This window comes from Roseitranquillus sediminis (assembly GCF_016918935.1).
Lineage (GTDB): Bacteria > Pseudomonadota > Alphaproteobacteria > Rhodobacterales > Rhodobacteraceae > Roseitranquillus > Roseitranquillus sediminis.
Genome location: NZ_JAFFOB010000005.1, coordinates 339,440 through 364,753 on the forward strand (window position 1 = coordinate 339,440; position 25,314 = coordinate 364,753).

25 protein-coding genes and 1 pseudogene are annotated in these 25,314 nt (G+C 70.4%); 12 read left to right on the top strand and 14 right to left on the bottom strand.

Annotation, left to right across the window (positions count from 1 at the left end; translation table 11 throughout):
- Positions 1-8: 8 nt before the first annotated feature.
- Entirely contained in the window at positions 9-1,655 is a 1,647-nt protein-coding gene (locus JM664_RS02220; protein ID WP_227418255.1) for an electron transfer flavoprotein-ubiquinone oxidoreductase, read from the bottom strand.
- A 187-nt stretch (positions 1,656-1,842) separates the two neighbouring features.
- On the opposite strand from JM664_RS02220, the gene greA reads away from it, so the two are divergent.
- Together greA and JM664_RS02230 are read left to right on the top strand one after the other, a co-directional pair.
- Positions 1,843-2,313 (top strand): transcription elongation factor GreA, encoded by a 471-nt coding sequence (greA, locus tag JM664_RS02225; protein ID WP_227418256.1) that lies wholly within the window; start codon positions 1,843-1,845, stop codon positions 2,311-2,313.
- Between the two features lie 53 nt (positions 2,314-2,366).
- Positions 2,367-3,308 carry a hypothetical protein gene (locus JM664_RS02230; protein WP_227418257.1) on the top strand — a complete coding sequence of 314 codons (942 nt, stop codon included), beginning with the start codon at positions 2,367-2,369 and terminating at the stop codon, positions 3,306-3,308.
- A 4-nt stretch (positions 3,309-3,312) separates the two neighbouring features.
- Here the strand turns inward: JM664_RS02230 and JM664_RS02235 are convergent, their stop codons facing one another.
- From JM664_RS02235 to fdhD, 4 genes are all read right to left on the bottom strand, one after another.
- On the bottom strand, positions 3,313-5,433 hold the full coding sequence (locus JM664_RS02235) for a molybdopterin-binding protein (RefSeq protein WP_227418258.1): 2,121 nt from the start codon (positions 5,431-5,433) through the stop codon (positions 3,313-3,315).
- Positions 5,430-5,921, bottom strand: coding sequence for a molybdopterin-guanine dinucleotide biosynthesis protein B (gene mobB, locus JM664_RS02240; RefSeq protein ID WP_227418259.1), 492 nt, complete (start codon positions 5,919-5,921; stop codon positions 5,430-5,432). The genes JM664_RS02235 and mobB overlap by 4 nt, the downstream gene beginning before the upstream one ends.
- Entirely contained in the window at positions 5,918-6,526 is a 609-nt protein-coding gene (gene mobA, locus JM664_RS02245; RefSeq protein ID WP_227418358.1) for a molybdenum cofactor guanylyltransferase MobA, read from the bottom strand. The genes mobB and mobA overlap by 4 nt, the downstream gene beginning before the upstream one ends.
- Positions 6,527-6,704: 178 nt before the next feature.
- Positions 6,705-7,583 (bottom strand): formate dehydrogenase accessory sulfurtransferase FdhD, encoded by an 879-nt coding sequence (fdhD, locus tag JM664_RS02250; RefSeq protein WP_227418260.1) that lies wholly within the window; start codon positions 7,581-7,583, stop codon positions 6,705-6,707.
- Between the two features lie 57 nt (positions 7,584-7,640).
- On the opposite strand from fdhD, the gene JM664_RS02255 reads away from it, so the two are divergent.
- Positions 7,641-8,354, top strand: coding sequence for an AzlC family ABC transporter permease (locus JM664_RS02255; RefSeq protein ID WP_227418261.1), 714 nt, complete (start codon positions 7,641-7,643; stop codon positions 8,352-8,354).
- A complete protein-coding gene (locus JM664_RS02260; RefSeq protein ID WP_227418262.1) occupies positions 8,345-8,671 on the top strand; it encodes an AzlD domain-containing protein in 327 nt (108 codons plus the stop codon). The genes JM664_RS02255 and JM664_RS02260 overlap by 10 nt, the downstream gene beginning before the upstream one ends.
- Before the next feature lie 7 nt (positions 8,672-8,678).
- Here the strand turns inward: JM664_RS02260 and JM664_RS02265 are convergent, their stop codons facing one another.
- The 4 genes and pseudogenes from JM664_RS02265 to JM664_RS02280 all read right to left on the bottom strand — a co-directional run bounded on the left by JM664_RS02265 (position 8,679) and on the right by JM664_RS02280 (position 12,261).
- Positions 8,679-9,299, bottom strand: coding sequence for a hypothetical protein (locus tag JM664_RS02265; protein WP_227418263.1), 621 nt, complete (start codon positions 9,297-9,299; stop codon positions 8,679-8,681).
- Positions 9,300-9,302: 3 nt separating this feature from the next.
- Positions 9,303-9,437, bottom strand: a complete 135-nt coding sequence (locus JM664_RS02270) for an aa3-type cytochrome c oxidase subunit IV (protein WP_227418264.1) — start codon at positions 9,435-9,437, stop codon at positions 9,303-9,305.
- A 52-nt stretch (positions 9,438-9,489) separates the two neighbouring features.
- A pseudogene (locus JM664_RS02275) lies at positions 9,490-10,529 on the bottom strand (MBL fold metallo-hydrolase).
- 13 nt (positions 10,530-10,542) lie between these two features.
- Positions 10,543-12,261 carry an acyl-CoA dehydrogenase gene (locus tag JM664_RS02280; protein ID WP_227418265.1) on the bottom strand — a complete coding sequence of 573 codons (1,719 nt, stop codon included), beginning with the start codon at positions 12,259-12,261 and terminating at the stop codon, positions 10,543-10,545.
- 113 nt (positions 12,262-12,374) lie between these two features.
- Here JM664_RS02280 and JM664_RS02285 point away from each other — a divergent pair, with 113 nt between their 5' ends.
- The gene (locus JM664_RS02285) at positions 12,375-13,313 is read left to right on the top strand and encodes an L-threonylcarbamoyladenylate synthase (RefSeq protein ID WP_227418266.1); all 939 of its coding nucleotides are present in this window, start codon (positions 12,375-12,377) and stop codon (positions 13,311-13,313) included.
- Here JM664_RS02285 and JM664_RS02290 read toward each other — a convergent pair.
- On the bottom strand, positions 13,304-13,879 hold the full coding sequence (locus JM664_RS02290) for a YqgE/AlgH family protein (protein WP_227418267.1): 576 nt from the start codon (positions 13,877-13,879) through the stop codon (positions 13,304-13,306). The two genes, JM664_RS02285 and JM664_RS02290, sit on opposite strands and share 10 nt — an antisense overlap.
- A 116-nt stretch (positions 13,880-13,995) precedes the next feature.
- On the opposite strand from JM664_RS02290, the gene JM664_RS02295 reads away from it, so the two are divergent.
- Positions 13,996-14,802: a protein-disulfide reductase DsbD domain-containing protein gene (locus JM664_RS02295; protein WP_227418268.1), complete on the top strand. Its 807-nt coding sequence runs from the start codon at positions 13,996-13,998 to the stop codon at positions 14,800-14,802.
- A gap of 7 nt (positions 14,803-14,809) precedes the next feature.
- Here the strand turns inward: JM664_RS02295 and JM664_RS02300 are convergent, their stop codons facing one another.
- From JM664_RS02300 to JM664_RS02315, 4 genes are all read right to left on the bottom strand, one after another.
- Entirely contained in the window at positions 14,810-18,169 is a 3,360-nt protein-coding gene (locus JM664_RS02300) for an efflux RND transporter permease subunit (protein ID WP_227418269.1), read from the bottom strand.
- Positions 18,169-19,626 carry an efflux RND transporter periplasmic adaptor subunit gene (locus JM664_RS02305; RefSeq protein ID WP_227418270.1) on the bottom strand — a complete coding sequence of 486 codons (1,458 nt, stop codon included), beginning with the start codon at positions 19,624-19,626 and terminating at the stop codon, positions 18,169-18,171. The genes JM664_RS02300 and JM664_RS02305 overlap by 1 nt, the downstream gene beginning before the upstream one ends.
- A gap of 104 nt (positions 19,627-19,730) precedes the next feature.
- Positions 19,731-20,273, bottom strand: a complete 543-nt coding sequence (gene moaB / locus JM664_RS02310) for a molybdenum cofactor biosynthesis protein B (protein WP_227418271.1) — start codon at positions 20,271-20,273, stop codon at positions 19,731-19,733.
- Positions 20,270-21,043: a uracil-DNA glycosylase gene (locus JM664_RS02315; RefSeq protein WP_406675758.1), complete on the bottom strand. Its 774-nt coding sequence runs from the start codon at positions 21,041-21,043 to the stop codon at positions 20,270-20,272. The genes moaB and JM664_RS02315 overlap by 4 nt, the downstream gene beginning before the upstream one ends.
- A 95-nt stretch (positions 21,044-21,138) precedes the next feature.
- Between JM664_RS02315 and JM664_RS02320 the strand changes: the two genes are divergently transcribed.
- The 6 genes from JM664_RS02320 to JM664_RS02345 all read left to right on the top strand — a co-directional run bounded on the left by JM664_RS02320 (position 21,139) and on the right by JM664_RS02345 (position 25,311).
- Positions 21,139-22,080 carry an aspartate carbamoyltransferase catalytic subunit gene (locus tag JM664_RS02320; protein WP_227418273.1) on the top strand — a complete coding sequence of 314 codons (942 nt, stop codon included), beginning with the start codon at positions 21,139-21,141 and terminating at the stop codon, positions 22,078-22,080.
- Positions 22,077-22,643 (top strand): hypothetical protein, encoded by a 567-nt coding sequence (locus JM664_RS02325; RefSeq protein ID WP_227418274.1) that lies wholly within the window; start codon positions 22,077-22,079, stop codon positions 22,641-22,643. The genes JM664_RS02320 and JM664_RS02325 overlap by 4 nt, the downstream gene beginning before the upstream one ends.
- 88 nt (positions 22,644-22,731) lie before the next feature.
- Positions 22,732-24,027, top strand: coding sequence for a dihydroorotase (gene pyrC / locus JM664_RS02330; RefSeq protein ID WP_227418275.1), 1,296 nt, complete (start codon positions 22,732-22,734; stop codon positions 24,025-24,027).
- A 33-nt stretch (positions 24,028-24,060) separates the two neighbouring features.
- Positions 24,061-24,684, top strand: coding sequence for a glycerol-3-phosphate 1-O-acyltransferase PlsY (gene plsY / locus JM664_RS02335; RefSeq protein ID WP_227418276.1), 624 nt, complete (start codon positions 24,061-24,063; stop codon positions 24,682-24,684).
- A gap of 4 nt (positions 24,685-24,688) precedes the next feature.
- Positions 24,689-25,048 carry a DUF805 domain-containing protein gene (locus JM664_RS02340; RefSeq protein ID WP_227418277.1) on the top strand — a complete coding sequence of 120 codons (360 nt, stop codon included), beginning with the start codon at positions 24,689-24,691 and terminating at the stop codon, positions 25,046-25,048.
- Positions 25,045-25,311, top strand: a complete 267-nt coding sequence (locus JM664_RS02345) for a hypothetical protein (protein WP_227418278.1) — start codon at positions 25,045-25,047, stop codon at positions 25,309-25,311. The genes JM664_RS02340 and JM664_RS02345 overlap by 4 nt, the downstream gene beginning before the upstream one ends.
- The last annotated feature ends 3 nt before the right edge of the window (positions 25,312-25,314 follow it).

Below are 25,314 nucleotides of genomic sequence, written 5' to 3' on the forward strand. Positions count from 1 at the left end.
CGCAGGCGTTACATGCCCGGGTAGTTCGGCCCGTCGCCGCCCTGCGGCACCGTCCAGACGATGTTCTGGCTGGGGTCCTTGATGTCGCAGGTCTTGCAGTGGACGCAGTTCTGGAAATTGATCTGGAACCGCTTCTCGGCGCCTTCGCCGACGAACTCGTAGACGCCGGCCGGGCAATAGCGCTCCGACGGCCCGCCGTACTTCGGCAGGTTCACCCTGACCGGCACGTCGGCGTCCTTGAGCCGCAGGTGGCACGGTTGGCTTTCCTCGTGGTTGGTCATCGAGAAGCTGACGTTGGTCAGGCGGTCGAAGCTGATCTTGCCGTCGGGCTTGGGATAGTCGATCGGCCTGTGGTCCTTCGCCTCGCCCGTCGCCTCGGCGTCGCTCTTGCCGTGCCGGAGCGTGCCGAAGAGCGAGGCGCGGAAGAGGCTCTGCGTCCACATGTCGAACCCGCCCAGCGCCAGCGAACCGGCCAGCCCGTAGCGGGACCAGAGTGGCTTGACGTTGCGCACCCTCTTCAGGTCCTTTCCGACAGGGCCTGTGCGCAGCTCCTCGTCATACTCCTCGAGCACGTCGCCCGAGCGGCCGGCGGTGAGCGCGGCGCAGGCAGCTTCGGCCGCGGCGATGCCCGAGAGCATGGCGTTGGAGTTGCCCTTGATCCGCGGCAGGTTCACCAGCCCGACCGAACAGCCGAGCAGCACGCCGCCCGGAAAGGCCGCCTTCGGCATCGACTGGAACCCGCCCTCGGAGATCGCGCGCGCGCCGTAGGCGATGCGCTTGCCGCCCTCCAGAAGGTCGCGGACCATCGGATGGTGCTTGAAGCGCTGGAACTCTATGTACGGGTAGAGGTGCGGGTTTGCGTAGTTCAGGTGCACCACGAAGCCGATCAACACCTTGTTGTCGGCCGCGTGATAGATGAACGACCCGCCGCCCGCATTCTTCCCCAGCGGCCAACCCATCGTATGCACCACCCGTCCCTCGTGATGCTTCTCCGGGGCGATCTCCCAAATCTCCTTCATGCCAAGGCCGTACTTCTGAACATCGCTGTCGCGGTCGAGCCCGAAGCGCGCGATGACCTGCTTCGACAGCGAGCCACGCACCCCTTCGGCCAGCATCACGTACTTGCCGCGAAGCTCCATCCCCGGCTCGTAGTTCGGCCCAGGCGTGCCGTCCGCCTGCCGCCCGAACTCGCCCGCGACGACGCCGGCAACGCGATCGCCGTCCCAGACGATCTCGGAGCAGGACATGCCCGGGAACACCTCGACGCCCAGCGCCTCGGCCTGCTCGGCCATCCAGGCGCAAACGCGGCCCATGCTGACGATGTAGTTGCCGTGGTTCGACATCAGGCGCGGCATCACCCAGTTGGGGATGCGCGTCCCCCCGCCCTCGCCGAGAAAGTAGAAGCGGTCGTCGCTTACCGCCACGTCGACGGGCGCACCCTTGTCTCGCCAGTCCGGGATCAGCCGGTTGAGGCCCACGGGGTCAATGACCGCACCCGAGAGAATGTGCGCACCGACCTCCGAGCCCTTCTCCAGCACCACGACGCTCAGATCCGGGTCGATCTGCTTGCACCTGATGGCCGCCGACAGGCCCGCGGGACCTGCGCCCACGATCACCACGTCGTACTCCATCGACTCGCGTTCCTGGTCGGCCATTCGGTCCCTCCGGCTGGACATCGAGATTGCTAACCGTCGCGGCCACGCAATGCAAACGGGACGGAGTTACAGATCTCGTGCCGAAAACGATTCGTCTTGCAATCGATCCGGCGCTCGGTTCTTTTCGAGAGAAATCCGGAACGCGGGGCGCCAAGGCGTCCGGCGCCATCAGAAGCTGGCGAACGTCATGGACAAGATACCGCTGACCCGTGCGGGACACGCCGCGCTGAACGATGAGCTCAAGAAGCTGAAGTCGCAGGAGCGGCCGGCGATCATCGCCGCCATCGCCGAGGCGCGCGAGCACGGCGACCTGAGCGAGAACGCCGAATATCATGCGGCGCGCGAACGGCAGAGCTTCGTCGAGGGCCGCGTGCGCGAGATCGAGAGCATCCTGGCGCGCGCCGAGGTGATCGACCCCTCCACGCTCTCCGGCCCGATCAAGTTCGGCGCCAGGGTGCGCCTGATCGACGAGGAGACCGAGGAGGAGCGCACGTTCCAGATCGTGGGCGAGCCCGAGGCCGACCTCGAGCGCGGCCTTCTCAACGTGCAGTCACCGCTGGCCCGGGCGCTCATCGGCAAGGACGAGGGCGACAGCGTCGAGGTCCGCACCCCCGGCGGCGAGCGCAGCTACGAGATCCTCGCCATCGACTACAGCTGACGGCCGGCGTGCAGGAAAGCCGACCCGGCAGCAAAACCAGGTCCCGGCGCCCGGTGGGCCGCCAGCGCGCCACGCGGCCCGACGCGGGCGACATAATGGCGCTCTCGCTCACGCTGATCTGGGGGTCGGCAATCCTGCTGCTGGTGACGATGGTCGGGCTCGACGGCGTTGGCATCGCTGCTATGGTGGCGATCCTGTCGGCTGCGGTCGTACCCATTGCGGTATTCTGGCTCGCGACCTCGGCCGCGCGCACCGCGGGCGAGATGCAGAAGGACATCGCGGAGCTTCGGGACGCGCTGGAGTCCCTTGGGCGCAGCGCATTGCGCGGTGCGCCTCCGCGTCCGGTGACGCAGCCCGTCAGCCCAGTACCCGTCGCGCCTGAACCGGAGGCTGCGCCAGCGCCGAGCGAGCCTTCGCCCCTGCGCTCGGCGTCCGGCGCGACCTTCGCATCAGGCCGCGACGGCGGATTTCGCTCCAGGCCGGCGCAGGGCGAGCTCGTCTTTCCCGACGAGGCGCCGCCCGAGCCGATCTCGGTCGAGGAGTTAATCTCGGCGCTCGACTTTCCGGCGGGCCCCGACGACCGCGCGGGCTTCCGCATCCTGCGGCGGGCGATGGCCGACCGCTCGGCCCGCCAACTCGTCCAGGCGAGCCAGGACGTGCTGACCATGCTCGGCGGCGAAGGCCTCTACATGGATGACCTGGCGCCGGACCGGGCGCGGCCGGAGGTTTGGCGGCGTTTCGCCCATGGCGAGCGCGGACCGACGGTGGCGGCGATCGGCGGCATTCGCGACCGGACCTCGCTGACGCTCTGCGCCTCCCGCATGCGCAACGATCCTGTGTTCCGGGACGTCGCGCACCATTTCCTGAGGGTCTTCGACCGTGCGCTCGCCGACATCGAGTCGCGCACCGACGACGCCGAGATCGCGCGCCTCGCCGACAGCCGCACCGCGCGGGCCTTCATGCTGATCGCCCGCGTCGCCGGCACGTTCGACTGACGGCTCAGAGCCCGAACGAGCCGTAGGGCAGGAACCGCACCGAATCGCCCGGCCGGACCTGCGCCGCTCCGTCGCCGAGCTCCACCAGCCCGTCGGCCCAGCTCAGGCCCGAGATCCGGCCCGACCCTTCGGAGGCGAAGATTTCCGCCCGCCCCTCGCGCAGGCGGGCGCGGAGATACTCGCGCCGGCCCGGCTTCTTGCGCTTCTCGAAGGCCGCCGGCACCTCAAAGCCCTGCGGCTCGCTCCACGTGGCGCCGGCCAGCACCCCGAGCGACGGGCGCGCGAAGATGAGCGTACAGACGAAGGCCGCCACCGGGTTACCCGGCAGCCCGAACACCGGAACGCCGCGCCAGAGCCCCAGCGCCAGCGGCCGCCCCGGCTTCACAGCGATGCGCCAGAGGTCGAGCGACCCCGCCTCACGCAGGAGCGCCGAGACATGATCCTCGTCCCCTGCCGACGCGCCGCCCGACGTCAGGATCGCGTCCACGCCCTCGGCCGCCCGGTCAAGGCGTTGGCGCAGGCCGCCGCGATCGTCGCGCGCATGGCCGAGGTCCACCGCCTCGTGACCCCAGCGCCGCATCAGCGCGAGCAACATCGGCCGATTGGCGTCGTAGGTCAGTTCCGGCTCCGCCGCCACGCCCGGCTCGGCCAGTTCGTCGCCGGTCGAGAGAACACCCACGCGCAGCCGGCGACGCACCTCGACCCGCGCGATGCCCGTCGCGGCCAGCAGCGCGAGGTCGGGCGGCCGCAGGACATGGCCCGGTGGCAGCAGCGTCACGCCCGCCGCCACGTCTTCCCCTGCCTTCCGTGTGTTGGCGCCAGGCCTGACAGGTCCGTTGAAGGTCACCTGTCCGTCCTCGACGGCTGCGTCCTCCTGCAGGATGACGGTATCCACGCCCTCGGGCAGGATCGCGCCGGTCAGGATCCGCACGGCCCGACCCTCCGGGACGCTGCCGGGAGACGGCTGCCCGGCCGCGGCCCGCCCCTCGACGAGGGGCAGGGACTGTGGGCCCTCGCCAGTCGCGCCAGACGCGAAGCCATAGCCGTCGACGGCCGCGTTGGCCGCGGGCGGGTTCGCCCGGTCGGCCCGAGCCGCCGCGACGAGAACCCGCCCCTCGGCCGCCGCGATCGGTACCGCTTCCGCCCCGGTCACGCAGGACAGGCTGCCGCGCAGCCGCGCCAGCGCCTCGTCGACGGGCGTCCAGTCGACGCCGGGCGGCAGCGCGAAGCAGTCGTTCCCGAGGCGCGGGTGGACCGAACCGTGCGCCGCCGCGCGCAGCGCCTCTTCCACCCCGACGCCAAGAATCCAGCCCTCCTCGTGCAGGGCATCGCCATGCGCGGCGGCAAAGGCGGCGTCCAGACTACCCTCCTGCTGCATCCTGTCGAGAGCGGCCGCGAGGGCGCGCACCTGGATATCGTCGCGGACCTCACCCTCTCCGGGGGTCACGGCGAGCAGCGACGGCCAGACCTCCGCCAGCACGATCTGCCGGTCCAAGGCGTGGTCCTCAAACGGCCAGACCCCCAGCCGCGCCTCATAGCGCCGCCTGAGCCGCGCCAGCATCGGCAGCCCGGTCAGTGTCTGCCCGCCCACGGCGCCCGCGCCGGCAAGCTTGAACGGCGATTGCGGATGTCCGTCTGCCAGCCGCTCGGTCAGGCGCTTCTCATCCGCCACGCCGTGGCCGGATCGCGCGTCGCGCATCGTCAGATGCGCGTAGGTTCTGCCTTGCGGATGCCCCCAGAACGGCCCCTGGCCGGGGAACTGCGCGTTCATCGCGTCCGCCACCTCGTATCGGTTGTTGGCATTGTCCGGCCCGTCGACGATCTGCGCCTCGAGCCAATCCCAAACGGCGAAGGCATGGGCGTGCCCGGTCAGGCGTTGCGCGAAAGGGGCCGGATAGCCGAACGCGAAGTCGAGGCAGAGGAGCGACCGCCTATCCGCCGCCACCAGCGCGTCGACCCGCTCGTGTAATGCCGCCTCGGCTTCGCCGCGGGTCCGGTGGTAGGCAGATGTCATGCCTTGCGCCTCCACGCAGCCGATCCAGACCGAGTCGGGCGAAGGCGCAGCCGGAGACGGCACCGCCCGCGCCGACCAGTCGACGACCAGGATGGTGTCGAAGCGGCTCACAGCCTCAACTCCCGCGCGATGAAATCGGCGATCGCGCACGTGTCGTCGAGGTGGAACACCGGCCGGTCGAGCGTCAAGGGCACGTCTGCCGCCACCGCCCTTACCGTGGGATCGCCTGGAGCGATCAGCGGCTGGCATCTCTCGGCGCGATGGGCCTCGATCTTGGCATGCACGTCACGCTTCCAGCCCTCAACCAGCACGAGGTCCACCGGCGAGAGCCGCGACAGCAGCGACTCCAGTGTCGGCTCCTCCGCCCCGCGCAGCTCGTGCATCAGCGCCCACCGCGTGCGCGAGGCAAGCAGCACTTCCGTCGCTCCCGCTACCCGGTGGCGGTGGCTGTCCTTGCCGGGCCGGTCCACGTCGAAGCTGTGATGCGCGTGCTTGAGCGTCGAGACGCTGAGCCCGCGCCCCGCGAACTCCGCCACCAGCCGCTCCATCAACCCGGTCTTGCCCGCATTCTTCCAGCCGACGACGCCCCAGACCTTCACCGCGCCTCCGCAAGCATCGCCTGCGCCGCCACAAGGTCGTCCGGCGTATTGACGTTGAAGAAGGCGTCCGCGTCGTCGAAGAGCGCGGTGCCCGCGCCGTGCCGGTCGGTCCAGAGCACGACCTTGCGCAGCCCGTGCTGCAGCGCCGTCCGCAAGTCCTCGCGCAGCGCAACCGGCCAGAGGCCGAAGGTCGGGTGCCGTGTGACCCGCCCCTCCGCCCGCGTCGCCGCCAGCGCGAGTGGCAGGGCGCCCGCCGCGGCACGGAGCCGCACGACGAGGTCGCGGGGAAAGAATGGTGTGTCCGCCGCCGCCGTGACGATCGCCTCGCCCCCCTGCTCCGCCGCCCAGTCGAGCCCCGCGAGCACGCCCGCCAGTGGCCCCGGATACCCGCCGATGCCGTCCGGCAGCACCGGCAGCTCCTGAGGCGCGAAGCGCGACGCATCGCCGTTGGCGTTGATCGCCAGTCCGCGCACCTGAGGCTCGAGCCGCTCGATCACGTGATCCAGGATCGTGCCCTCTCCGAGCGACATCAGGCCCTTGTCCCCTCCTCCCATGCGACGCGCCAGGCCACCTGCGAGGATCACGCCGAGCGGCTTTCCTGTCATCGACACGCGCCGTCGCCAATCCGCAAGCACGCTGACTTGTTCTGTCCAAATCCGCGGCGGCACGCGCTGGATGCCATCGGAGCCTCCGGCGAAGATACTTGAGGAGCAAAGACGGGAGGTACGATCGCAGCTCCGCCGAGCCTCTGCAGGCAAGGGCAGGGACGCGGGCGCGGCGCGCTCACGCCTCGGCGCTCTTGCGGCGGTGGCGGCGCTCTTCCTCGGGAACGCTCGCGAGGTCGGCGTCGCGCACCAGTCGATCCTCGCCCGAGTGGCAGACGAAGCGCTGCCCCCGCATCCGACCGATCAGCGTCAGCCCGACCTGCTGGGCGATCTCGACGCCCCAGGCGGTGAAGCCCGAGCGCGAGGCGAGCACGGGGATGCCCATCAGTGCCGTCTTTATCACCATCTCAGAGGTGAGACGGCCCGTAGTGTAGAGGATCTTGTCAGCCGAACCGACGCCTTCGGAGAACATCCAGCCCGCGATCTTGTCGACCGCGTTGTGGCGCCCGACATCCTCCATGTAGACGAGCGGCCGGTCCTGGCGGCAGAGCACCGTGCCGTGGATCGCCCCCGCCTCGAGGTAGAGCGACGGCGTTGTGTTGATCCGCCGGGAGAGCGCGTAGAGCCACGAGGTGCGAATCTCGGCCGTCGGCAGCGTCAGCCCCTCCAGCCCCTCCATCATGTCGCCGAAGACGGTGCCGACGGCGCAGCCGCTGGTCCTGGTCTTCTTGCGTAGCTTCTCCTCGTAGCGCGTCGCGCCGTCGGTTCGCACGACGACGGTCTGAAGCTCGTCGTCGTGGTCGACACCGCGCACAACCTCGTCCTCGCGCAGCATACCCTGGTTCTTCAGGAAGCCCAGCGCCAGGTACTCCGGGTAGTCGCCGATCGTCATGGCGGTCACGATCTCCTGCCCGTTGAGGAAGATCGTCAGCGGCCGCTCCTCGACCACGACGGTCTCGACGCGCGCGCCGGTCTGGTCCGTGCCGGTTACGGCACGAGTCAGGCCGCCCCGCGCCGGGTCGGGCGCGATGAGATATCCGCCATCAGGATTCGTCATTTGCCTCTCCCGCGCCGCCGTTCTAAGGCCGGGCGCGACGCAGTCTAGGCCGCTCCAATGTCCTCGACCACCAAGAAATCCTTCCTGCGCGGTGTGCGCGACGGCGCGCCGTTCCTGCTTGTCGTCGGCCCGTTCGCGCTGCTCTTCGGTGTGGTGGCGACCGAGGCGGGGCTGAGCGTGGTGGAAACCATGGGCTTCAGCATCCTGGTCATCGCTGGCGCATCGCAATTCACGGCCGTGCAGCTGATGGTGGACCAAGCACCGACGGTGATGGTGCTCGCGGCCGCGCTCGCGGTGAACCTGCGAATGGCGATGTACTCCGCCTCCCTCACACCGCATCTGGGGCGTGCGGGGATCTGGACGCGGGCGCTCGTCTCCTACTTCAACGTCGACCAGACCTATGCGCTCGCAATCGCCCGGTACGAGCGCGAGCCGGCGGCGCCGGTGCGCGACAAGATTGCCTACTTCTTCGGGACGGCGGCGCCGGTCTGTCCGTTCTGGTACGTCTTCACGCTGGTGGGCGCGCTCGGAGGCGAGGCGATTCCGCCGGGGCTGGCCCTGGACTTCGCGTTGCCGATCACATTCCTCGCGCTGATCGCGCCGATGCTCAAGAGCCTCGCGCACGTCGCGGCGGCACTGACCTCGGCGATCGTGGCGCTGGCGCTGGCGTGGCTGCCGAGCGGACTCAGCCTTCTGATCGCGGCGGGCACGGCGATGACGGTTGGGGCGCTGGTCGAGATGTGGCAGGAGCGGCAGTCGGCATGGACCTGAGCGCGACCACGGTATGGACTGTGATCGTCGGCCTCGGCATCGGGACCTTCCTGATCCGGTTCTCCTTTCTGGGGTTCATCGGTCAGCGGCAACTGCCTGGCTGGGTGCTGCGGTTGCTGCGCTTCACACCGGTGGCAGTGCTGCCGGGGCTGGTGGCGCCGCTGGTCCTCTGGCCTGCGGCGACGGACGGCGTCCCGGATCCCGCGCGGCTGCTCGCGGCGCTTGCCACCGTGGCCTTCGGAATTGTCACACGCAACGTCCTGCTGGCCATCGTGGCAGGTGCGCTGACGCTCTTCGTCTCGCTCTCGATCCTCTGAGGCGGGCTCAGCCCGGCGGCTGGGCCGCGCCTTGGCTCGCCTGGATCAGGATGCCGTGATTTTCGTCCGCGTCGTCGTCGGAGATACGGGCGCCTGGTCCCGCCCCACGTTCGGCAAAGGCCTTCATCGCCGTCTTCGGGAAGTAGCTTCGCGGGAAGCCCTCGAAGCCCGGCAGGCGCGAGAGCACCCGGCTGATGGCGAGCGAACATTGGGCCTTGGGAACTGCGCCGTAGGACTGCACCTCACGCAGCGCCATCTCGGCCACTTCGGGCGAGACGACGATCTCCTGCCGGATCACGTCGAACGTCTCGCGCGCGTGGTAGTCGACATAAACCTTCTCGACCTGATCGGTGATGCCGAAATGCACGTCGTTCCGCTCGGGCGAGAAGGGCAGGCGGAAGCTGCCGGCGGGATCGAACAGCACGCGTTGCGAGCCGTTGACGAGCAATCCGGTATGCGCGCCGGAATCGTTCTTGGAGCTGACGACGGTGTAGAGCGTCAGCGACGGCGGTCCGTCATGGAAGTAGGCGCGGCGCTGCACCTCGGCATCGGGCGCCCAGACCGGCTCGGCCGGGCCGCCACACGCCGCCAGCGCCAACAGCGCTGCGGTCAGTACGATTTTGCGCAAGGTTTAGCCGTTGACCAGCGCGAGCAGGACCAGAAGCACGAGGATCACGATGACCGTGCGGGTGACCCATTGGACGAATCCGACGAACGTGCGCTCCTGCTCGGTGATGTCCATGTGTCCGTGCTTGTGTTCGGCCATTTCCGCCCTCATCGCTGTCTTGCCGGTCGATTAGACCATCGCCGCGCCGCTGTCACGCCCGAGACTGCCAGAGCCACGCACCATCCCCGCGCCGTGTCCGCGACGCCTCGCCGCGATGCCAGAGATGGAGGCAATGCGCCATCGCCTCGACCATCGCCAAGCCGTACTCGCCCTCGCCGATCTGTCGCTTGAAGAGCGGCGCAAAGCATTCTGTCGCCGTGCGTGGCTGAGCGAGGTGCGCCTTCAGCCGCCCAGAGCGCCGTGGTGATTGTCCACCAGCTGCCGCAGACGCAGGGGCAGGCCGCGATAAGGCAGCTTGTGCCCCGGGAGGACCAGCTGCGCGCCGGTCGCATGGGGCGCCAGATGCTCACAGGCGGCGAGCCATTCGCTCACCGGGTCGGCCTCGGGCTCGGTCGCGTAGACGCCCAGGTTGGGCGAGATCGACGGCAGGAGCTGATCGCCGCCAAGCACGAGCTCGCCGTCATTGGACCAGAGCGTCGCATGCTCGGGCGCATGACCGGCGCCAATCCGCACCCGCCACTCCCGCCCGCCGGCTCTTAAGACGTCGCCCTCTCCGATGCGCGTGAAGCCGAGCGGCAGGGGTGCCACCACGTCGGCGAAGTTGAACGGGCGCTCCGCCGCGCGCCGAGAGAGGAGCGTCGGCTCCATCCCAGCGGCGCGCCAGTAGCTCAGCGTCTCCGGCGCTGGCCTCTCCTGCACGTCGAGCGTCAGCATCCGCGCCATCAGCCAGGCCGTTCGCGTCGTCACCAGCTCCGCGCCCGCGGTCTGGAACCATCCGGCGAGGCCGATGTGGTCGGGATGGTGGTGCGTGACGATCACACGCCGGACCGGCCGGCCCGACAGCGGCCCGTCGAGCAAGGCGCGCCACGTGTCGCGGATGCGTGCAGTGCCGAGGCCGGTGTCGACCACGGTCCAGCCATCGCCGTCGTCGAGCGCGTAGACGTTGACGTGGTTCAGCGTCATTGGCAGCGGGATGCGCATCCAGAGGACGCCCTCCGCCACCTCGACCGCGGCGCCCGGCTCCGGCCCCGCCTCCCACGGAAAGGCAAGCACCGGCGTCGTGCCGTCCATCAGCGCACTCCGCTCACGCCGCCAGGTCGTCGGCCGTCAGCGCGTAGAGCCCCTCCGCCCCTTCCCGCGCGTGGGCGCAGTGGGCCGCGTGCTCCGGCAGCAGGCGGCGGATGTAGAACGCGGCGAGCGCGGTGCGCGGTCCCGCGCCGCCCTCGGCGACGGCCGCCTTGAGGTGGAAGTGGCTGCCCAGCACTCGCGCAAACGCGTGCAGGAACGGGAATGCACCAGCGAAGCGATCGTCGGGATCGGGGCGCGCGACCAGCCATTCGACCGTCTCGCGCAGCATTTCCGCCGCTTCCCACACCTCCTGCGCCAGTTCCGGCAGCATGGAGCGGGCGACTTCGGCGCCGGCTTCGATCTCGTCCAGCAGTCGGAACGCGGCCTCGCCGCCATCGGCCAGCTTGCGACCGACGAGGTCCATCGCCTGAATGCCGTTGGTGCCCTCGTAGATCGCCGTAACGCGGACATCGCGATAGTACTGGGTCGCGCCGGTCTCCTCGATATAGCCCATGCCGCCGTGCACCTGCACGCCCAGCTCTGCGACGCGCATCCCGGTCTCGGTGCCGAATACCTTGACGATTGGCGTCAGCAGCGCCACCCGCGCCTTCCACTCGGCCGCGCCCGTGGCGGTCGCCATGTCGGCGGCGGCGGCGCAGGAGAGCGCCAGCGCACGCGCGGCCTGCGTCTCGGCCTTCATCGTCGTCAGCATCCGGCGCACGTCGGCGTGATCAAAGATCGTGCCGGTCGCGCCGTCCCGCGAGGCGCGGCCCTGGATCCGGTCCTGCGCATAGGCCAGCGCGTGCTGGTACGCGCCCTCGGCGGCGCCGATGCCCTGCACGCCGACGCCGAGGCGGGCGTTATTCATCATCGTGAACATCGCGGCCATGCCCCTGTGGGGTTCGCCGACCAACCAGCCCGTGGCGCAGTCATACTCCATTACCGCCGTGGGCGAACCGTGCAGGCCCATCTTGTGCTCCAGGCTCACGACACGCAGCGTGTTGGCGACGCCCGCCTCGCCGCTCGCATCCGGCAGGCGCTTCGGCACCATGAAGAGGCTGATGCCACGGGTGCCGGATTGCGCATCCGGCAGACGCGCCAGCACGAGGTGACAGACGTTGTCGGAAAAGTCGTTGTCGGCCCACGTGATGTAGACCTTCTGCCCGGTGATCGCATAGGTGCCGTCGCCTTTCGGTTCGGCCCGGGTTCTCAGCGCGCCGACGTCGCTGCCCGCGTGCGGCTCGGTCAGGTTCATCGTGCCGCACCACGCACCCGAGACGAGCTTCGGCAGGTAAACCTCCCGCATCGCGTCGTCCGCATGCCGCTCCAGCGCCTCGATCTGGCCTTGGGTCATCAGCGGGTTCAGCTGCAGCGCCAGGCAGGCGGAGGACATCATCTCGTTGACTGCCGTGGTCAGCGTCTGCGGCAGGCCCATTCCACCGTGTTCGGGATCAGCCGAGATGCCGATCCAGCCGCCCTCGGCAATAGCCCGGTAGGCTTCGCCGAAGCCATTCGGCGTCCGCACCACGCCGTTCTCGAGCCGGGCGGGATCGGTGTCGCCGACGCGCTGCAGCGGCGCCATCACCTCCTCGCAGAGGCGGGCGGCCTCGGTCAGGATTACCTCAACCGTCTCCGGCGTCGCCTCCGCGAACCGCTGGGTCGCAGCGACCTGCCCGAAATCGACCACGTGGTCGAGCAGGAAGCGGAGGTCGCGGATCGGCGCGCGGTAGGGCATGGCAGTCTCCTGCTCGCGAAGGGTGGCCCGCGCGGCGCGGACCGGTATAGGACGGCATGATCGGGCGGTGCTGCCGCTCCGTCCACCCGAACGCCGCGTCACGGGATCATCGCATGGTTGCAACCGAGCTTCTCCCCCCGGACGGCGACGGACCGGCGCGCGCGGGTGAGCTGCTGCGCTCAGGCGCACTCGTGGCGTTCCCGACCGAGACGGTTTACGGCCTTGGAGCGGATGCGACGCAGGACGAGGCGGTCGCGAGGATCTACGAGGCGAAGGCCCGGCCGCGATTCAATCCGCTGATCGTCCACGTGCCCGACCTCGCCGCGGCGCGCAGGATCGCGGAGTTCGACGATGTGGCCGAGCGGCTGGCCGCAGCCTTCTGGCCCGGTCCGCTCACGCTGGTCCTGCCGGCACGGGCGGAGACGGTGTCCGCGCTGACGCGGGCGGGGCTTGAGACGGTGGCGGTGCGGGTTCCGGCGCATCCGGTGGCGCAGGCGGTGCTGAGGGCGGCGAAGCGGCCGCTTGCCGCGCCCTCGGCGAACCCGTCGGGCCGCGTCAGTCCCACGGAGGTGGCGCACGTCCTCGCCGGGCTCGGCGGCCGGATTTCAGCGGTGGTAGAAGGCGGGCGCTGCACCGTCGGAGTCGAGTCGACGATCGTCGGCCTCGCGGGACGCCCGCGCCTCCTGCGGCCGGGCGGCCTGCCGGCCGAGGAGGTCGAGGCCTGCCTGGGCCGCCCCCTGGCGACGCACGAGGGCGGGATTGTGGCGCCGGGACAGATTGCCTCTCACTACGCGCCGCGAGGACGCCTGAGGCTCGATGCCGCAAGGGCGGAGCCGGGCGAGGTGCTGCTCGGCTTCGGCCTGGTCGAGGCCGACCTCAACCTCTCCCGCTCCGGCGATTTGACCGAGGCGGCGGCCAGGCTCTTCGGCTGCCTCCACGAGCTGGACCGCCACGGTGTCGAGCGGATTGCCGTCTCACCCATTCCCGAGCGCGGCCTCGGGCGCGCGATTAACGACCGGCTGCGCCGGGCCGCGGCCCCGCGTCAGGCATGACCGCCCTCGGAAGAGAGCAGCAGTGCATCGATCCCCAGACTCTCGAGCGCCGCGTTCCACTTGCGATCGTCCCGCTCGCCGAAGACGATCTCGGAGGACGCGTCGCAGACCAGCCAGCCGTTCTCCTGCAGCTCTACCTCGAGTTGGCCTGGACCCCAGCCGGCGTAGCCGAGGGCGAGAATCGCCGCCTCGGGCCCGGCGCCCTGCGCGATGTCGTGCAGGATGTCGAGCGTCGCAGTCATGCCGAAGCGCTCGCCCACCTGCAGCGTCGACGTGGCCTCTCCATAGTCGGAGGAGTGCAGCACGAAGCCACGCCCGCATTCTACCGGACCGCCGAAGTGCACCCGTATCGGCCGCGCATCGGGCGCCACCTCGATCTCGAGCTGGCGCATCAGGTCGGACGGGTCGAGTTCGCTCGCGGGCTTGTTGACGATAAGGCCCATCGCGCCGTCTTCCGAGTGGGCGCAGACGAAGACCACACTTCGGGAGAAACGGGGATCGCCCATGCTGGGCATCGCCACCAGCAGCCGGCCGCTAAGGTCGCTCGCATCGCTGTCGATTTGCATTCGCGAAGTATAGGCCGGCGACGCGGTGCCGCAACAGCCCGGGCGCCCCGCCGTAGCGGGATTGTGTTCATACGGCGGCTGGCCCTCCGCCGGGACGGACGGTAAGCCTTGAGGCCATGTTCCGCCTGCTCGTGTCCCTCATCCTCTCGGCCGGAGCCGCCGTCGCGCAGACGGCCGACGACGTGGTCCGGGTCGATGTCCTGCCGGGATGGCGGCAGGCCGATGGCATCCACATGGCCGGGCTGCGCATGACACTGGCGCCGGGGTGGAAGACCTACTGGCGCTATCCGGGCGAGGCGGGCATCCCGCCCCGGTTCGACTGGAGTGGCTCGCGCAACCTCGGCGCCGCCAGCACCGCCTGGCCGACGCCTCAGGTCTTCACGGCGAACGGCTATCGCAGCATCGGCTATTCCGAGATGGTCGTCCTTCCGCTCGCCCTGCGTCCGAGCCGCGCCGGCGAGAATATCTCGCTCCGCGGCCGCATCGAGATCGGCGTGTGCCAGACCGTCTGCATCCCGGTCGAGGTCGACGTGGCGGCGGAGCTCGACGTCGACGCCACGACGCCTGACGCGACGATCCGCGCAGCGCTCTCCGACGTGCCCCAGCGGGCGGACCACGCGGTGGACTGCGCCCTGCAGCCAATCGCCGACGGAATGCGGCTGACGGCAACTGTGCGCGTGCCGCGCCTCGGTGGCGAAGAGACGGCGGTGGTCGAGTTCTCGGACCCGGAGGTATGGGTATCCGAGGTGGAGACGAGCCGCTCCGGCGGCGCGCTCGTTGCCACCGCAGAGCTGGTGCCGCCGCAGGGCGCGCCGTTCGCGCTCGACCGGTCGCAGTTGCGCTTTACCGTGCTCGGCGAGGCGGGCGCGGTGGACATTCGCGGCTGTTCCGGTGACGCGGCCGTCGCGGCGGCCGAACGCTGACGCCGGGTCAGCCCCGCCTCAGCGCACCGCCGGCCAGCCCGGCAGCCAGATAGATCGCGAAGAGCACCGCGAGGAGGCCTGCGGCAAAGGCGCTGCACGCCACCGCCAGCGGAGGAAGCGACGGCGCCAGGGCGGCGAGCGGTGCGAGCGCCCCGCCCGACACCATCACCGGCAGGATCGTCACCGCGAAAAGTACCGCCGCCGCCGCCAGCCCCGCGAGCGTCGCCAGCCGCGCCGACCTGCCGCGCGCCGAAAGGGAGCGGCGCATCGCCGTCCGCGCCCGCCGCGCATCTTCCTGCGTCGCCATGAGCGCGGGCACCAGCATCAGCACCAGCACCATTCCGAAGCCCAGCCCGAAGACCAGCGTAATGACCGTCGGCTTGAGGAACTGCGCCTGCTGCGAACTCTCGTAGAGCAGCGGCGCCAACCCCAGCACCGTGGTCAGCGTGGTCAGCAGCACCGGCCGAAGGCGGTCGGCCGCGCCGTCGATGATCGCCGGGATGATCCCACGCTCGCGCCCGTACTCGTCGATCGTCGTCACCAGCACAATCGAATCGTTGATGATGATGCCCACCATCCCGATCAGGCCGACGACCGAGAAGATGTTCATCGGCACCTGCCAGAGGTAATGGCCCCAGATCGCGCCAACGAGGCCGAATGGGATGATCGCCATCACCACCAGCGGCCGTGACCACGAGGCAAAGATGAAGGTCAGCACGATGTAGATGCCGGCGAGGCACATGATCAGGCCGACCGCCGCCTCGCTCAGGAACTCGCTCTCCTGCTCGGCGAGGCCGGCAAGGCGGGTGGAGATGCCGAACTCCGCCTCGATCGCGGGCAGAATTTCATCGCGCAGCGCGTCCTGGACCGCCTGCGCACGGGCCGGATCGTCCTCGGATATGTCGCCGAGGACGCTGACCACGCGCACACCGTTCTCCCGCCGAATGGTCGAGAAGCCGTGCCTGCTCTCGACCGTCACGATGTCGACGAGCGGCACATAGTCCCCCGCCGCGGTGCGCAGCATCGTTCGGTCGAGGAAGTCCGCCGTCAGCTCGGCCTCCGGCAGCTCGACGCGGATCGCGGCGGAGCGAATGCCTTCGGGATAGGTCGCCGCCTCGATCCCGCTCAGCCGATCCCTGAGCGTCCGCCCCAGCGCGTCGATGGTGAAGCCCAGCGCCTGCCCCTGCGGCGTCAGCTCCAGCACCAGCTCGTCCTTGTCGTAGGCGAGCGTGTCCTCGAGCGCCGAGACCTCGGGGAACTGCGCCGCCCGCGCCTTCAGCGCCTCGGCCGCGGCCTTGAGCGTGGGCGCGTCGGCGCCACTCAACTCCACGTCGAGCGAGTCGCCGCCCGGCCCGCCGCGCCAGCCGCGGAAGCTCAGCGTCTCAAGCTTGGGGTGCGGCGGCACCCGCTCCTGCAGGTCGGCGAGGAAGGCCGAGCTGGAGTAGGGCCTGAGGTCGGTGTCGATCAGCTCGACCGAGATCGCGCCGAGCTGGTCGGGCTCCTTGGTGTCGGCTCCGGCGAGCCCGCGCCCCGCGCCGCCGCCGATCTGCGCCAGGACATGGGCCAGCGGGTTTCGCCCGTGCTCCGCCTCGTACGCCGCCCCGAGCTCGTCCACCGTCCGCTGGATCAGGCGCAGCATCTCCATCGTGTCCGAGCGCGTCGCGTCGGGGACCATCGCGAAGTTGCCCGAGATCGAGCTCTCCTCGGGCGAACTGAAGAACCGCCACTGCACGTCGCCGCGAATGAAGAGCGCGGCCTGGCTGGCCAGAAGCAGCACCATCACCGCCACGACCGGATAGCGCAGCACGACCACCCCCGCCATCATCGGCCGAAACAGCCGGTCGCGCACCCAGCGGAAGCCGCGGTTCACCTGCCGCGACGGCCAATCGTACCAGTGCTCCTTCGCCGTGTGGGTCAGCGCGTGCGCCATGTGCGCAGGGAGGATCAGGAAGCACTCGATCAGGCTTGCCAGCAGCACCACGATCACGGTGAAGGGGATGTCGGCGATCAGCTCGCCAAAGCGCCCGCCGATCGTCACGAGACCGAAGAAGGCGATGACGGTGGTCAGCGTCGCCGAGAACACCGGCAGGAACATGCGCCGCGCCGCGTTTTCCGCCGCCACAACCGGCGGCTCGCGCAGGCGCCGCGCGCGGAAGTCCGCGTGCTCGCCCACCACGATAGCGTCGTCGACGACGATGCCGAGCGTGATGATCAGCGCGAAGAGCGAGATCATGTTCAGCGTGAGCCCTGCCAGGTACATGATCGCAATGGCCGCCGTCATGGCGACCGGGATGCCCGCCGCCACCCAGAAGGCGGTGCGCGCATTGAGGAACAGGAACAGCAGGCAGACGACCAGCCCGAGGCCCATCAGCCCGTTGTCGAGCAGTATCTGCAGCCGCCCCGTGATCATTTCGGCGCGGGTGTTGATCAGGTCGATGGTGACGCCCGCGGGCAGCGTCGGCTCCATCTCCGCCGCCACCTCCTCGACCTGCCGCTGGATGTCGATCGCATCGCCCCGATCCGAGCGGTCGACCCGGACTGTCACCGCAGGATCGCCGCCCACGAAGAAGGCGGCATTGCGGTCTGCGCCGAGAGTGCGGATCGTCGCCACGTCCCCCACCGTCAGCGACGATCCGTCGGGGTTCGAGCGCAGCACGACGTCCGCCAGCTCGTCCGCCGTGCGCCGCTCGCTGCCGGTGCGCAGCCGGGCGGCGCCGGACACCTCCCCGGCAGGATTGACGCTGGCGGCGGCCGCGACTGCATCGGCAATCTCGCGCAACGTCAGGCCATGCCTGATCAGCGACAGCGACGGCACCTCGACCAGCGTCTCCGGCGCCGCGAGGCCGCGAATCGTGGTGCGCGTGACGCCCTCGGCAAAGAGCCGCGCGACGAACTCGTCGGCATATCGGCCGAGCTGCTCGACCCCGACCGGACCGGTGATGACCACGTCCGTCACCCGGTCGCGCCAGCCGCCGCGGCCGACGCGCGGCTCCTCGGCCTCCTCGGGCAGGTTGTTCACCCCGTCCACGGCCGCCTGCACGTCCTCGGCCGCGCGGCTCATGTCCCAACCGGGCTCGAATTCCACCTCGATGGAGGCGCGACCCTCCGACGATCGCGACTCGGTCTCGACCACGCCCTCCACCGCCAGCAGCACCGGTTCGAGCAGCTGCACGATACCGCTGTCGACGTCCTCGGCACCGGCGCCGGACCAGGTCACGTCAACGTCGATCTCGTCGATCACCACGTCGGGGAAAAACTGCGCCCGCATCTGCGGGAACGCCGCAACGCCCAGCGCCACCATCAGCACCAGGAGCAGGTTCGCCGCCGTCCGGTGGCGGGCGAAATAGGCGAGGATTCCGCCGCCCATCAGCCGCCCATCCGCTGCTCGATCCGCTCGACCACCTGCGCCGGCACCTGCGGCTCGCGCAGTTGCGCCAGAACCCGCTCCTTGGCGCGGTCGGGCATCCCGCTCTGGCCCTCCACGAACGCGACGAGTCGCGCGCGCCGCTCGTCGCTCAACTCCAGCATCTCGGCCCGCGCCTCGGCGGCAGTCCCGTCGGCGCGGTTCGGGCGCACGCTGATGCCGGGCCCGAGCATCGGCACGCGCTCGGCCACGACCTCGGCTCCGGCCAGCCCGGCGGCGCGGACGATGACATCGTCGCCCTGCCTGCGCAGCAGCTCCACATCGGCCAGCTCCAAGCGCTCGTCGGCCGTGACCGTCAGCACCGTGTTCGCGCTGTCGACCGCGGCCGCCGGCAGCAGCGCCACCTCGTCGAGCGGCGGCTCCTCGATGCTTACGGTCACGAAGTCACCGGGGCGAAAGCCCTCGGCGCTCTCCAGCCGCGCAAAAACCCGCCGTCCGGTCTGCCCCTCGCCCACCACCGCGCTCTCGCGGGTGATCTCGCCCCGCGCCGTCACATCGACACCCATCACGTCAAGCGACGCCACCACCGGCAGCCGCCGCAGGTCGCCCTCCGCGCTGAGAAGGCGCGCGTATTGTGGCGCCGACAGGCGGAACGCGACCTCGAGAGCATCCGAATCGACCAGCCGCGCAAGCTGCTCGTTGGCAGCGACGAGGCCACCCTCCACCGCCGCGACGTCGGTGAGGACGCCGGAAAAGCCGGCGACAATCTCGGTGTCTTCCAAGGACCGTTCGGCCTCGGCCAGCGCGATCCGGCGGCGTTCGAGCTCGATGCGCGCCAGATCGAGCCGAGCCTCCGCCTGCGCCAGCGACTGCCGCCGCGCGACGACCGCCTGATCTGCCGACGCGGCCGCGAGTTCGGCCTCCTCGACCGCCGACGCGGTGCCGACCCCACGCGCATCGAGGTCGCGTTGCCGCTCCAGCGCCCGCGTCCGCAGCTCGGCCTGTGCCGTGACCGACGCAAGATCCTCGCCCACCAGGTCGACGCCACGCTCCGCGTCGCGCAGGTCGGCCTCCGCCTCGGCCACGTCGGCCCGCGCCACAGCCAGCGCCGCCTCCGCCGTCACCGGGTCGATCCGCGCCACCGTCTCTCCGGCCGCGACCGCGCCGCCTTCCTGGAAGTCCTCGTGCAACTCCACCACGCGGCCCGAGGTCCCAGCCCGCAGCTCCAGCGTGCGACGGCTCTCGATCTGCCCGTAGGTTGTCAGCACCGGCGTCAGCGTCTGGGGCGTCACGGTCAGCACGTTCACCGCGAACACCCGCTCGCGCGCCTCGCGCACCGGCGCCTCCTCGTTCCATACCGTCCTGAGCGCACCGAGCACGGTCCACCCGGCCGCCACGAAGAGCGCCAGCGTCAGGGACAGGAGAAAGACGCCGACGAGCGAGCGGCGGAGGAAACGCATGTCAGAGCCTTTTCAGCACGTTCACGAAGATAGCATCGGCGACGCCGACACCAAGCCACAGTGGCGTGACGTGAGTTCAACGGCCGAGGCAGATGTTTCCGTCGCTACTTTCGCCGCAGATGCTCATCCAGCCGCGGCATGATCTCGACGAAGTTGCACGGCCGGTGGCGATAGTCGAGCTGCGGCGCCAGGATCTCGTCCCAAGCATCGCGGCACGCGCCGGGACTGCCGGGCAGCGCGAAGAGATACGTCCCGTGCGCCACGCCACCCGTCGCCCGGCTCTGCACCGCCGACGTCCCGATCTTGTTCATCGACACGATGGTGAAGACCGTGGCGAAGGCCTCGATCTCCTTCTCGTAGACGTCGCGGTGCGCCTCCACCGTCACGTCGCGGCCGGTAAGCCCGGTGCCGCCGGTGGAAATCACCACATCAATAGCCGGGTCGGCGCACCATGCGCGCAACGTCGCCGCGATGCGGTCGCGCTCGTCGGCCACGATGGCACGCGCGGCGATGGCGTGGCCCGCGCCCTCGATCCGCTCGACCAGTGTCGTGCCGGACCTGTCGTCGGCCTCCGTGCGCGTATCCGATACCGTCAGCACCGCGATCCGCACCGGGACGAAGGCGCGGCTCTCGTCGATCCGGCTCAACGCTGCCCCTCCCGCAGCCGCGCCTGCAGCGACAGCAGGTCCGCCCACGCCTCGCGCTTGGCCGCGGGCGTCCTGAGCAGGTAGGCCGGGTGGAACATCGGCAGCGCCGGCCGGCCCAGCACCTCGGCCCAGCGGCCGCGCAGCCGCGTCACACCCTTGCGCCCGAAGAGCGCGAGGCACGAGATGTTGCCCATGCAGACCAGCACCTCGGGCTGCGCCAGCTCCACGTGGCGGCGCAGGAAGGGCAGCAGCATCGCGATCTCGTCCGGGTCGGGATCGCGGTTCTGCGGCGGGCGCCACGGCAGCACGTTCGTGATGTAGAGCGCCTGCGCCGCATCCTCGGCGGTACGGTCGAGGCCGATGGCAGCGAACATCCGGTCGAGCAGCCGCCCCGCCGCACCGACGAAGGGCCGGCCGGCAAGGTCTTCCTCGCGCCCCGGCGCCTCGCCGATGACCATCACACGAGCGGCCGGATTGCCGTCGGCGAAGACGGTGTTCTGCGCCCCCCGCTTCAACTCGCAGTGGGTGAAGGCCGCCATCGCCGCCGAGAGGCCGGCGAGGTCCCGCGCCCCGGCCGCGGCCTCGGTCGCCACGGCGACGGGATCGACCTCCTCGGCGGGCGCAGGCTCCGCGGGTGCCGGCGCTGCAGCTTCGAGCCGCATCGGCGACGCATAGCGGTTGATCGGGGTGTCGCCGATCGCCTCGGTCGCGCCCAACTCCACCTGCCACGCCAGCAGCGCGTGCAACTCTCCAGTGTCCATCTGCGGCATCATCGGCGGGACGCTAGGCCCGGCCGCGGCCGGAGTCCACGCTTGCCAGCGCCCGGCCAGCGGCTATAAGCGCTCCCCGTGTCCGGAGAGCGCCCATGACCTTCCGCGCCAGCCACCTGCTTGGCATAGAGCATCTGGCCCCGGACGAGATCACGGCCGTTCTCGACCTCGCCGACACCTACGTCGCGCTCAATCGCAGCGACGCCAAGCATTCCGATGCGCTGGCGGGCCTCACCCAGATCAACATGTTCTTCGAGTCGTCGACGCGAACGCAGGCGAGCTTCGAGCTTGCCGGCAAGCGCCTCGGCGCGGACGTCATGTCGATGCAGATGCAGGCGAGCTCGATCCGCAAGGGCGAGACGCTGATCGACACCGCGCTGACGCTGAACGCCATGCGGCCGGACCTGCTCGTGGTGCGGCATCCGCATTCGGGCGCGGTCGACCTCCTGGCGCAGAAGGTGAACTGCGCCGTCCTGAATGCCGGCGACGGCCGGCACGAGCACCCGACGCAGGCGCTGCTCGACGCGCTGACCATACGGCGGGCCAAGGGGCGGCTGCACCGGCTGACAGTCGCGATCTGCGGCGACATCGCGCACAGCCGTGTCGCGCGGTCCAACATCCTGCTGCTCGGGAAGATGGAGGCGCGGATCCGCCTCGTCGGGCCGCCGACGCTGATGCCGGCCGGCATAGCCGACTGGGGCGTCGAGGTGACGGACGACATGGCGAAGGGTCTTGCCGGCGCCGATGTCGTCATGATGCTTCGCCTCCAGCGCGAGCGCATGGACGGCGCCTTCATCCCGAGCGAGCGGGAGTACTATCACCGCTTCGGCCTCGATGCGCGCAAGCTTGCCCACGCCGCGCCCGACGCCATCGTCATGCACCCCGGCCCGATGAACCGGGGCGTCGAGATCGACGGCACGCTGGCCGACGACATCAACCGCTCCGTCATTCAGGAGCAAGTCGAGATGGGCGTCGCTGTTCGCATGGCCGCGATGGACCTGCTCGCCCGCAACCTCCAAGCCGCGAGGGCCGCATGAGCGACGAGACCGACAGCTGGACCGAGGTCCGGCCCTTCGAGCATGGCCGCCTGCGGCTCTACGCCGTCGCGTCGGAGACGGAGGCAGGGCAACGCCTCATCGAAGGTCTTCGCATGGAGCCACGTGAGGCCGGCGCCGTCACCGAGGCCTTGGGAACCGAGCGGATCGATCCCTACTGGCTCGACCTCGTGGCGCTACGCGACATTTCCGAGCTCGGGCTGACCGGCTATCTCCGGCAGGGCTATGACGCCCCGGCGGACCAGCTGGCGCGAGCCGCGCCGGGACCGGACGTGCGCCACGTCCTGATCGTTACGTCGCGCGCCTTCGGCGACGAGGAACTGACGCTGTCCCCGCGGCCGCCGCTCTCGCCGCTGGCGCTGATACAGCTCGGCGAGGACGTCGCCGCGTTGCGCCCGATGGCAGGTGATGCGCCTGCGCGAGCCGAAGCCGCGCCATCCGGCGACAAGCCGGCCGGCCCGCCGGCCCGCCGCGGCCTGCGACCGGCGGCGATCCTGTTCCTCCTCCTCGTCGCGGCCGCGTTCCTGTGGCTTGCGGCCGCATGACCACGTTCGGCCGGCTGAAGCGGATCAGCGACCTGCGCACGACCGGGCGCCATGGCCGCATCTTCCGCCCCCTCGTCGCGGAGCTGGCGTGAGGCCGCTGCTGTTTACAGACGCGCGCCTGGTCGACCCGGAGCGGGGGGAGGAGCGGCGGGGGCAGCTGCTGGTGCGCGGCGGTCTGATCGCGGAGCCGGGGCCGGCCGACGACGCGGTGCGGTTCGACTGCGGCGGGCTCTGCCTCGCGCCCGGGATCGTGGATCTCGGCGTGAAGGTCAGCGAGCCGGGCGAGCGGCACAAGGAGAGCTTTCGCAGCGCTGGGCGGGCGGCGGCGGCGGGCGGCGTGACGACGATGGTCACGCGCCCTGACACGCTGCCCGCGATCGACACGCCCGAGGTACTGGAGTTCGTCACCCGTCGCGCCCGCGACGAGGCGGCGGTGCGGGTCGCGCCGATGGCCGCCCTGACCCGTGGCCGGCAGGGGCGGGAGATGACGGAGATCGCGTTCCTGCGTGACGCCGGCGCGGTCGCCTTCACCGACGCGGATGCCGTGGTGACCGACCCGAAGGTCTTCGTCCGCTGCCTGACCTACGCCCGCGCCCTCGGGGCGCTGGTCGTGGGGCACGCGCAGGACCCCGGCCTCTCGGCCGGCGCCTCGGCCACGTCGGGCAAGTTCGCCGCGCTGCGTGGCTTGGCCGCGGTGTCGCCGATGGCCGAACGGATCGGCCTCGAGCGCGACCTTGCGCTGGTCGAGATGGCCGCCGCCCGCTATCACGCTGACCAGGTCACGACCGCCGCAGCCCTGCCGGCGCTGGAGCGGGCCAAGGCGGCGGGTCTGGACGTGACGGCCGGCGTCTCGATCCACCACCTGACGCTGAACGAGTTCGACGTCGGCGGCTACCGCACCTTCTTCAAGGTCAAGCCGCCGCTCAGGTCCGAGGACGACCGGCAGGCGGTGGTCGAGGCAGTCGCCAGCGGCCTGATCGACGTTATCTCGTCGATGCACACGCCGCAGGACGAGGAGTCGAAGCGCCTGCCCTACGACGAGGCGGCCAGCGGGGCGGTCGCGCTGCAGACGCTGCTGCCCGCGGCGATGCGACTCCACCACGCCGGCGACCTTGACCTGCCGACGCTCTGGCGGGCGATGTCGCTCAACCCCGCCCGGCGGCTCGGCCTGCCGGGCGGGCGGCTCGCGCCCGGTACGCCGGCGGACCTCGTGCTCTTCGATCCCGACGCGCCGTTCGTGCTGGACCGCTTCACGCTGCTGTCGAAGTCGAAGAACACGCCGTTCGACGGTGCGCGGATGCAGGGGCGCGTGATGAGCACCTGGGTCGGCGGCGAACGCGTCTTTGGCGGCACAGGCAGTGGCGACGCTCTCGCACCCGGTTGACCGGCGGACCGGCAGCGGCGGATAGCTAGGGCGATGCCGCCGTTCGACACCTCCCTGCCGACGCTCCTCCTGATCGCGGTCGGCGCCTACCTCGTCGGGTCTATCCCGTTCGGGCTGGTGCTGGCGCGGGTGATGAACCTCGGCGACCTGCGGGCGGTGGGGTCGGGCAACATCGGGGCGACGAACGTCCTCAGGACCGGCAACAAGCTGGCGGCCTTCCTGACGCTGGTGCTGGACGCGGGCAAGGGCGCGGCGGCGGTCCTGGTGGCACGGGCGCTCGCGGGCGGGGACGCAGCGCAGGTCGCGGCGCTCGCGGCCTTCGTCGGGCACCTCTACCCGGTCTTCGCCGGCTTCAAGGGCGGCAAGGGCGTGGCGACGTTCCTCGGCGTCCTGCTGGCGCTGGCCTGGCCGCTCGGCCTCGCCGCCTGCGCCGCATGGCTCGCCTCGGCCATCGCCTTCCGCATCTCGTCGCTGGCGGCGCTGATCGCGGCGGTCGCGGCGCTGCCGCTGGCGTGGCTTTTCGGACTCACCCAGGTGCTCGCGTTGATCGCGATACTGGCGATTCTCGTGTTCTGGCGGCATCGTCAGAACATCGCGCGCCTGCGTGCCGGGACTGAACCGCGGATCGGGGCGGGGCGCACCATCGCCAAGGACTGAGGCCATGGGCTTTCAGGATGCCGTCCGAACCTGCCTGAACAAGTACGCCACCTTCACCGGGCGCGCCGCGCGGCCGGAGTTCTGGTGGTTCGCGCTCTTCGTCTTCCTGGGCAACTTCGTCTTCGGCCTGGTGGACGGGCTGATCTTCTCGGGCCGCACGCAGCTCTTCGCGCCGATCTTCTCGCTCGCGATGCTGCTGCCGGCCCTCGCAGTGTCGGTCCGGCGGCTGCACGATTCCGACCACGCCGGCTGGTGGGTGTTGCTGCACCTGATCCCGGTCATCGGCTTTCTCGTGATGTTGTACTTCTACCTGCTCAAGGGAGACGGCGGGACCAACCGGTACGGCCCGCCGCCGCCGCGATGAGCGCCGACGACGCCTTCCTCGCCGCTTTCGACGCCCTGCCTGTCGGGCGGTTCGAAGGCGTGTTCGGCGGAGCGCGCTGGGTCGGCGCCAAGACCGCCTTTGCCGGCGGGCGCAGCTTCAAGCTCCTGGCCGAGGAGGCAGGGGGGCGCAGCGCGATCAGCGCCAACCTCTACCGCTTCGAGGACGGTCGTGCGCTGCTCAACCCGTGCGAGATGTCGGCCGAGGAAGTCCGCCGCTTCGTCCTCGACCTGCGCGTGGCCTGACGG

Bases quoted from the DNA above. Each gene is read 5' to 3' on its own strand.
- JM664_RS02220 (WP_227418255.1), bottom strand. From the start codon at position 1,655: ATGGCCGACCAGGAACGCGAGTCGATGGAGTACGACGTGGTGATCGTG.
- greA (WP_227418256.1), top strand. From the start codon at position 1,843: ATGGACAAGATACCGCTGACCCGTGCGGGACACGCCGCGCTGAACGAT.
- mobA (WP_227418358.1), bottom strand. From the start codon at position 6,526: ATGACAGGAAAGCCGCTCGGCGTGATCCTCGCAGGTGGCCTGGCGCGT.
- fdhD (WP_227418260.1), bottom strand. From the start codon at position 7,583: ATGACGAATCCTGATGGCGGATATCTCATCGCGCCCGACCCGGCGCGG.
- JM664_RS02255 (WP_227418261.1), top strand. From the start codon at position 7,641: ATGTCCTCGACCACCAAGAAATCCTTCCTGCGCGGTGTGCGCGACGGC.
- JM664_RS02260 (WP_227418262.1), top strand. From the start codon at position 8,345: ATGGACCTGAGCGCGACCACGGTATGGACTGTGATCGTCGGCCTCGGC.
- JM664_RS02270 (WP_227418264.1), bottom strand. From the start codon at position 9,437: ATGGCCGAACACAAGCACGGACACATGGACATCACCGAGCAGGAGCGC.
- JM664_RS02280 (WP_227418265.1), bottom strand. From the start codon at position 12,261: ATGCCCTACCGCGCGCCGATCCGCGACCTCCGCTTCCTGCTCGACCAC.
- JM664_RS02285 (WP_227418266.1), top strand. From the start codon at position 12,375: ATGGTTGCAACCGAGCTTCTCCCCCCGGACGGCGACGGACCGGCGCGC.
- JM664_RS02290 (WP_227418267.1), bottom strand. From the start codon at position 13,879: ATGCAAATCGACAGCGATGCGAGCGACCTTAGCGGCCGGCTGCTGGTG.
- JM664_RS02295 (WP_227418268.1), top strand. From the start codon at position 13,996: ATGTTCCGCCTGCTCGTGTCCCTCATCCTCTCGGCCGGAGCCGCCGTC.
- JM664_RS02300 (WP_227418269.1), bottom strand. From the start codon at position 18,169: ATGGGCGGCGGAATCCTCGCCTATTTCGCCCGCCACCGGACGGCGGCG.
- JM664_RS02305 (WP_227418270.1), bottom strand. From the start codon at position 19,626: ATGCGTTTCCTCCGCCGCTCGCTCGTCGGCGTCTTTCTCCTGTCCCTG.
- JM664_RS02315 (WP_406675758.1), bottom strand. From the start codon at position 21,043: ATGCCGCAGATGGACACTGGAGAGTTGCACGCGCTGCTGGCGTGGCAG.
- JM664_RS02320 (WP_227418273.1), top strand. From the start codon at position 21,139: ATGACCTTCCGCGCCAGCCACCTGCTTGGCATAGAGCATCTGGCCCCG.
- JM664_RS02325 (WP_227418274.1), top strand. From the start codon at position 22,077: ATGAGCGACGAGACCGACAGCTGGACCGAGGTCCGGCCCTTCGAGCAT.
- plsY (WP_227418276.1), top strand. From the start codon at position 24,061: ATGCCGCCGTTCGACACCTCCCTGCCGACGCTCCTCCTGATCGCGGTC.
- JM664_RS02340 (WP_227418277.1), top strand. From the start codon at position 24,689: ATGGGCTTTCAGGATGCCGTCCGAACCTGCCTGAACAAGTACGCCACC.
- JM664_RS02345 (WP_227418278.1), top strand. From the start codon at position 25,045: ATGAGCGCCGACGACGCCTTCCTCGCCGCTTTCGACGCCCTGCCTGTC.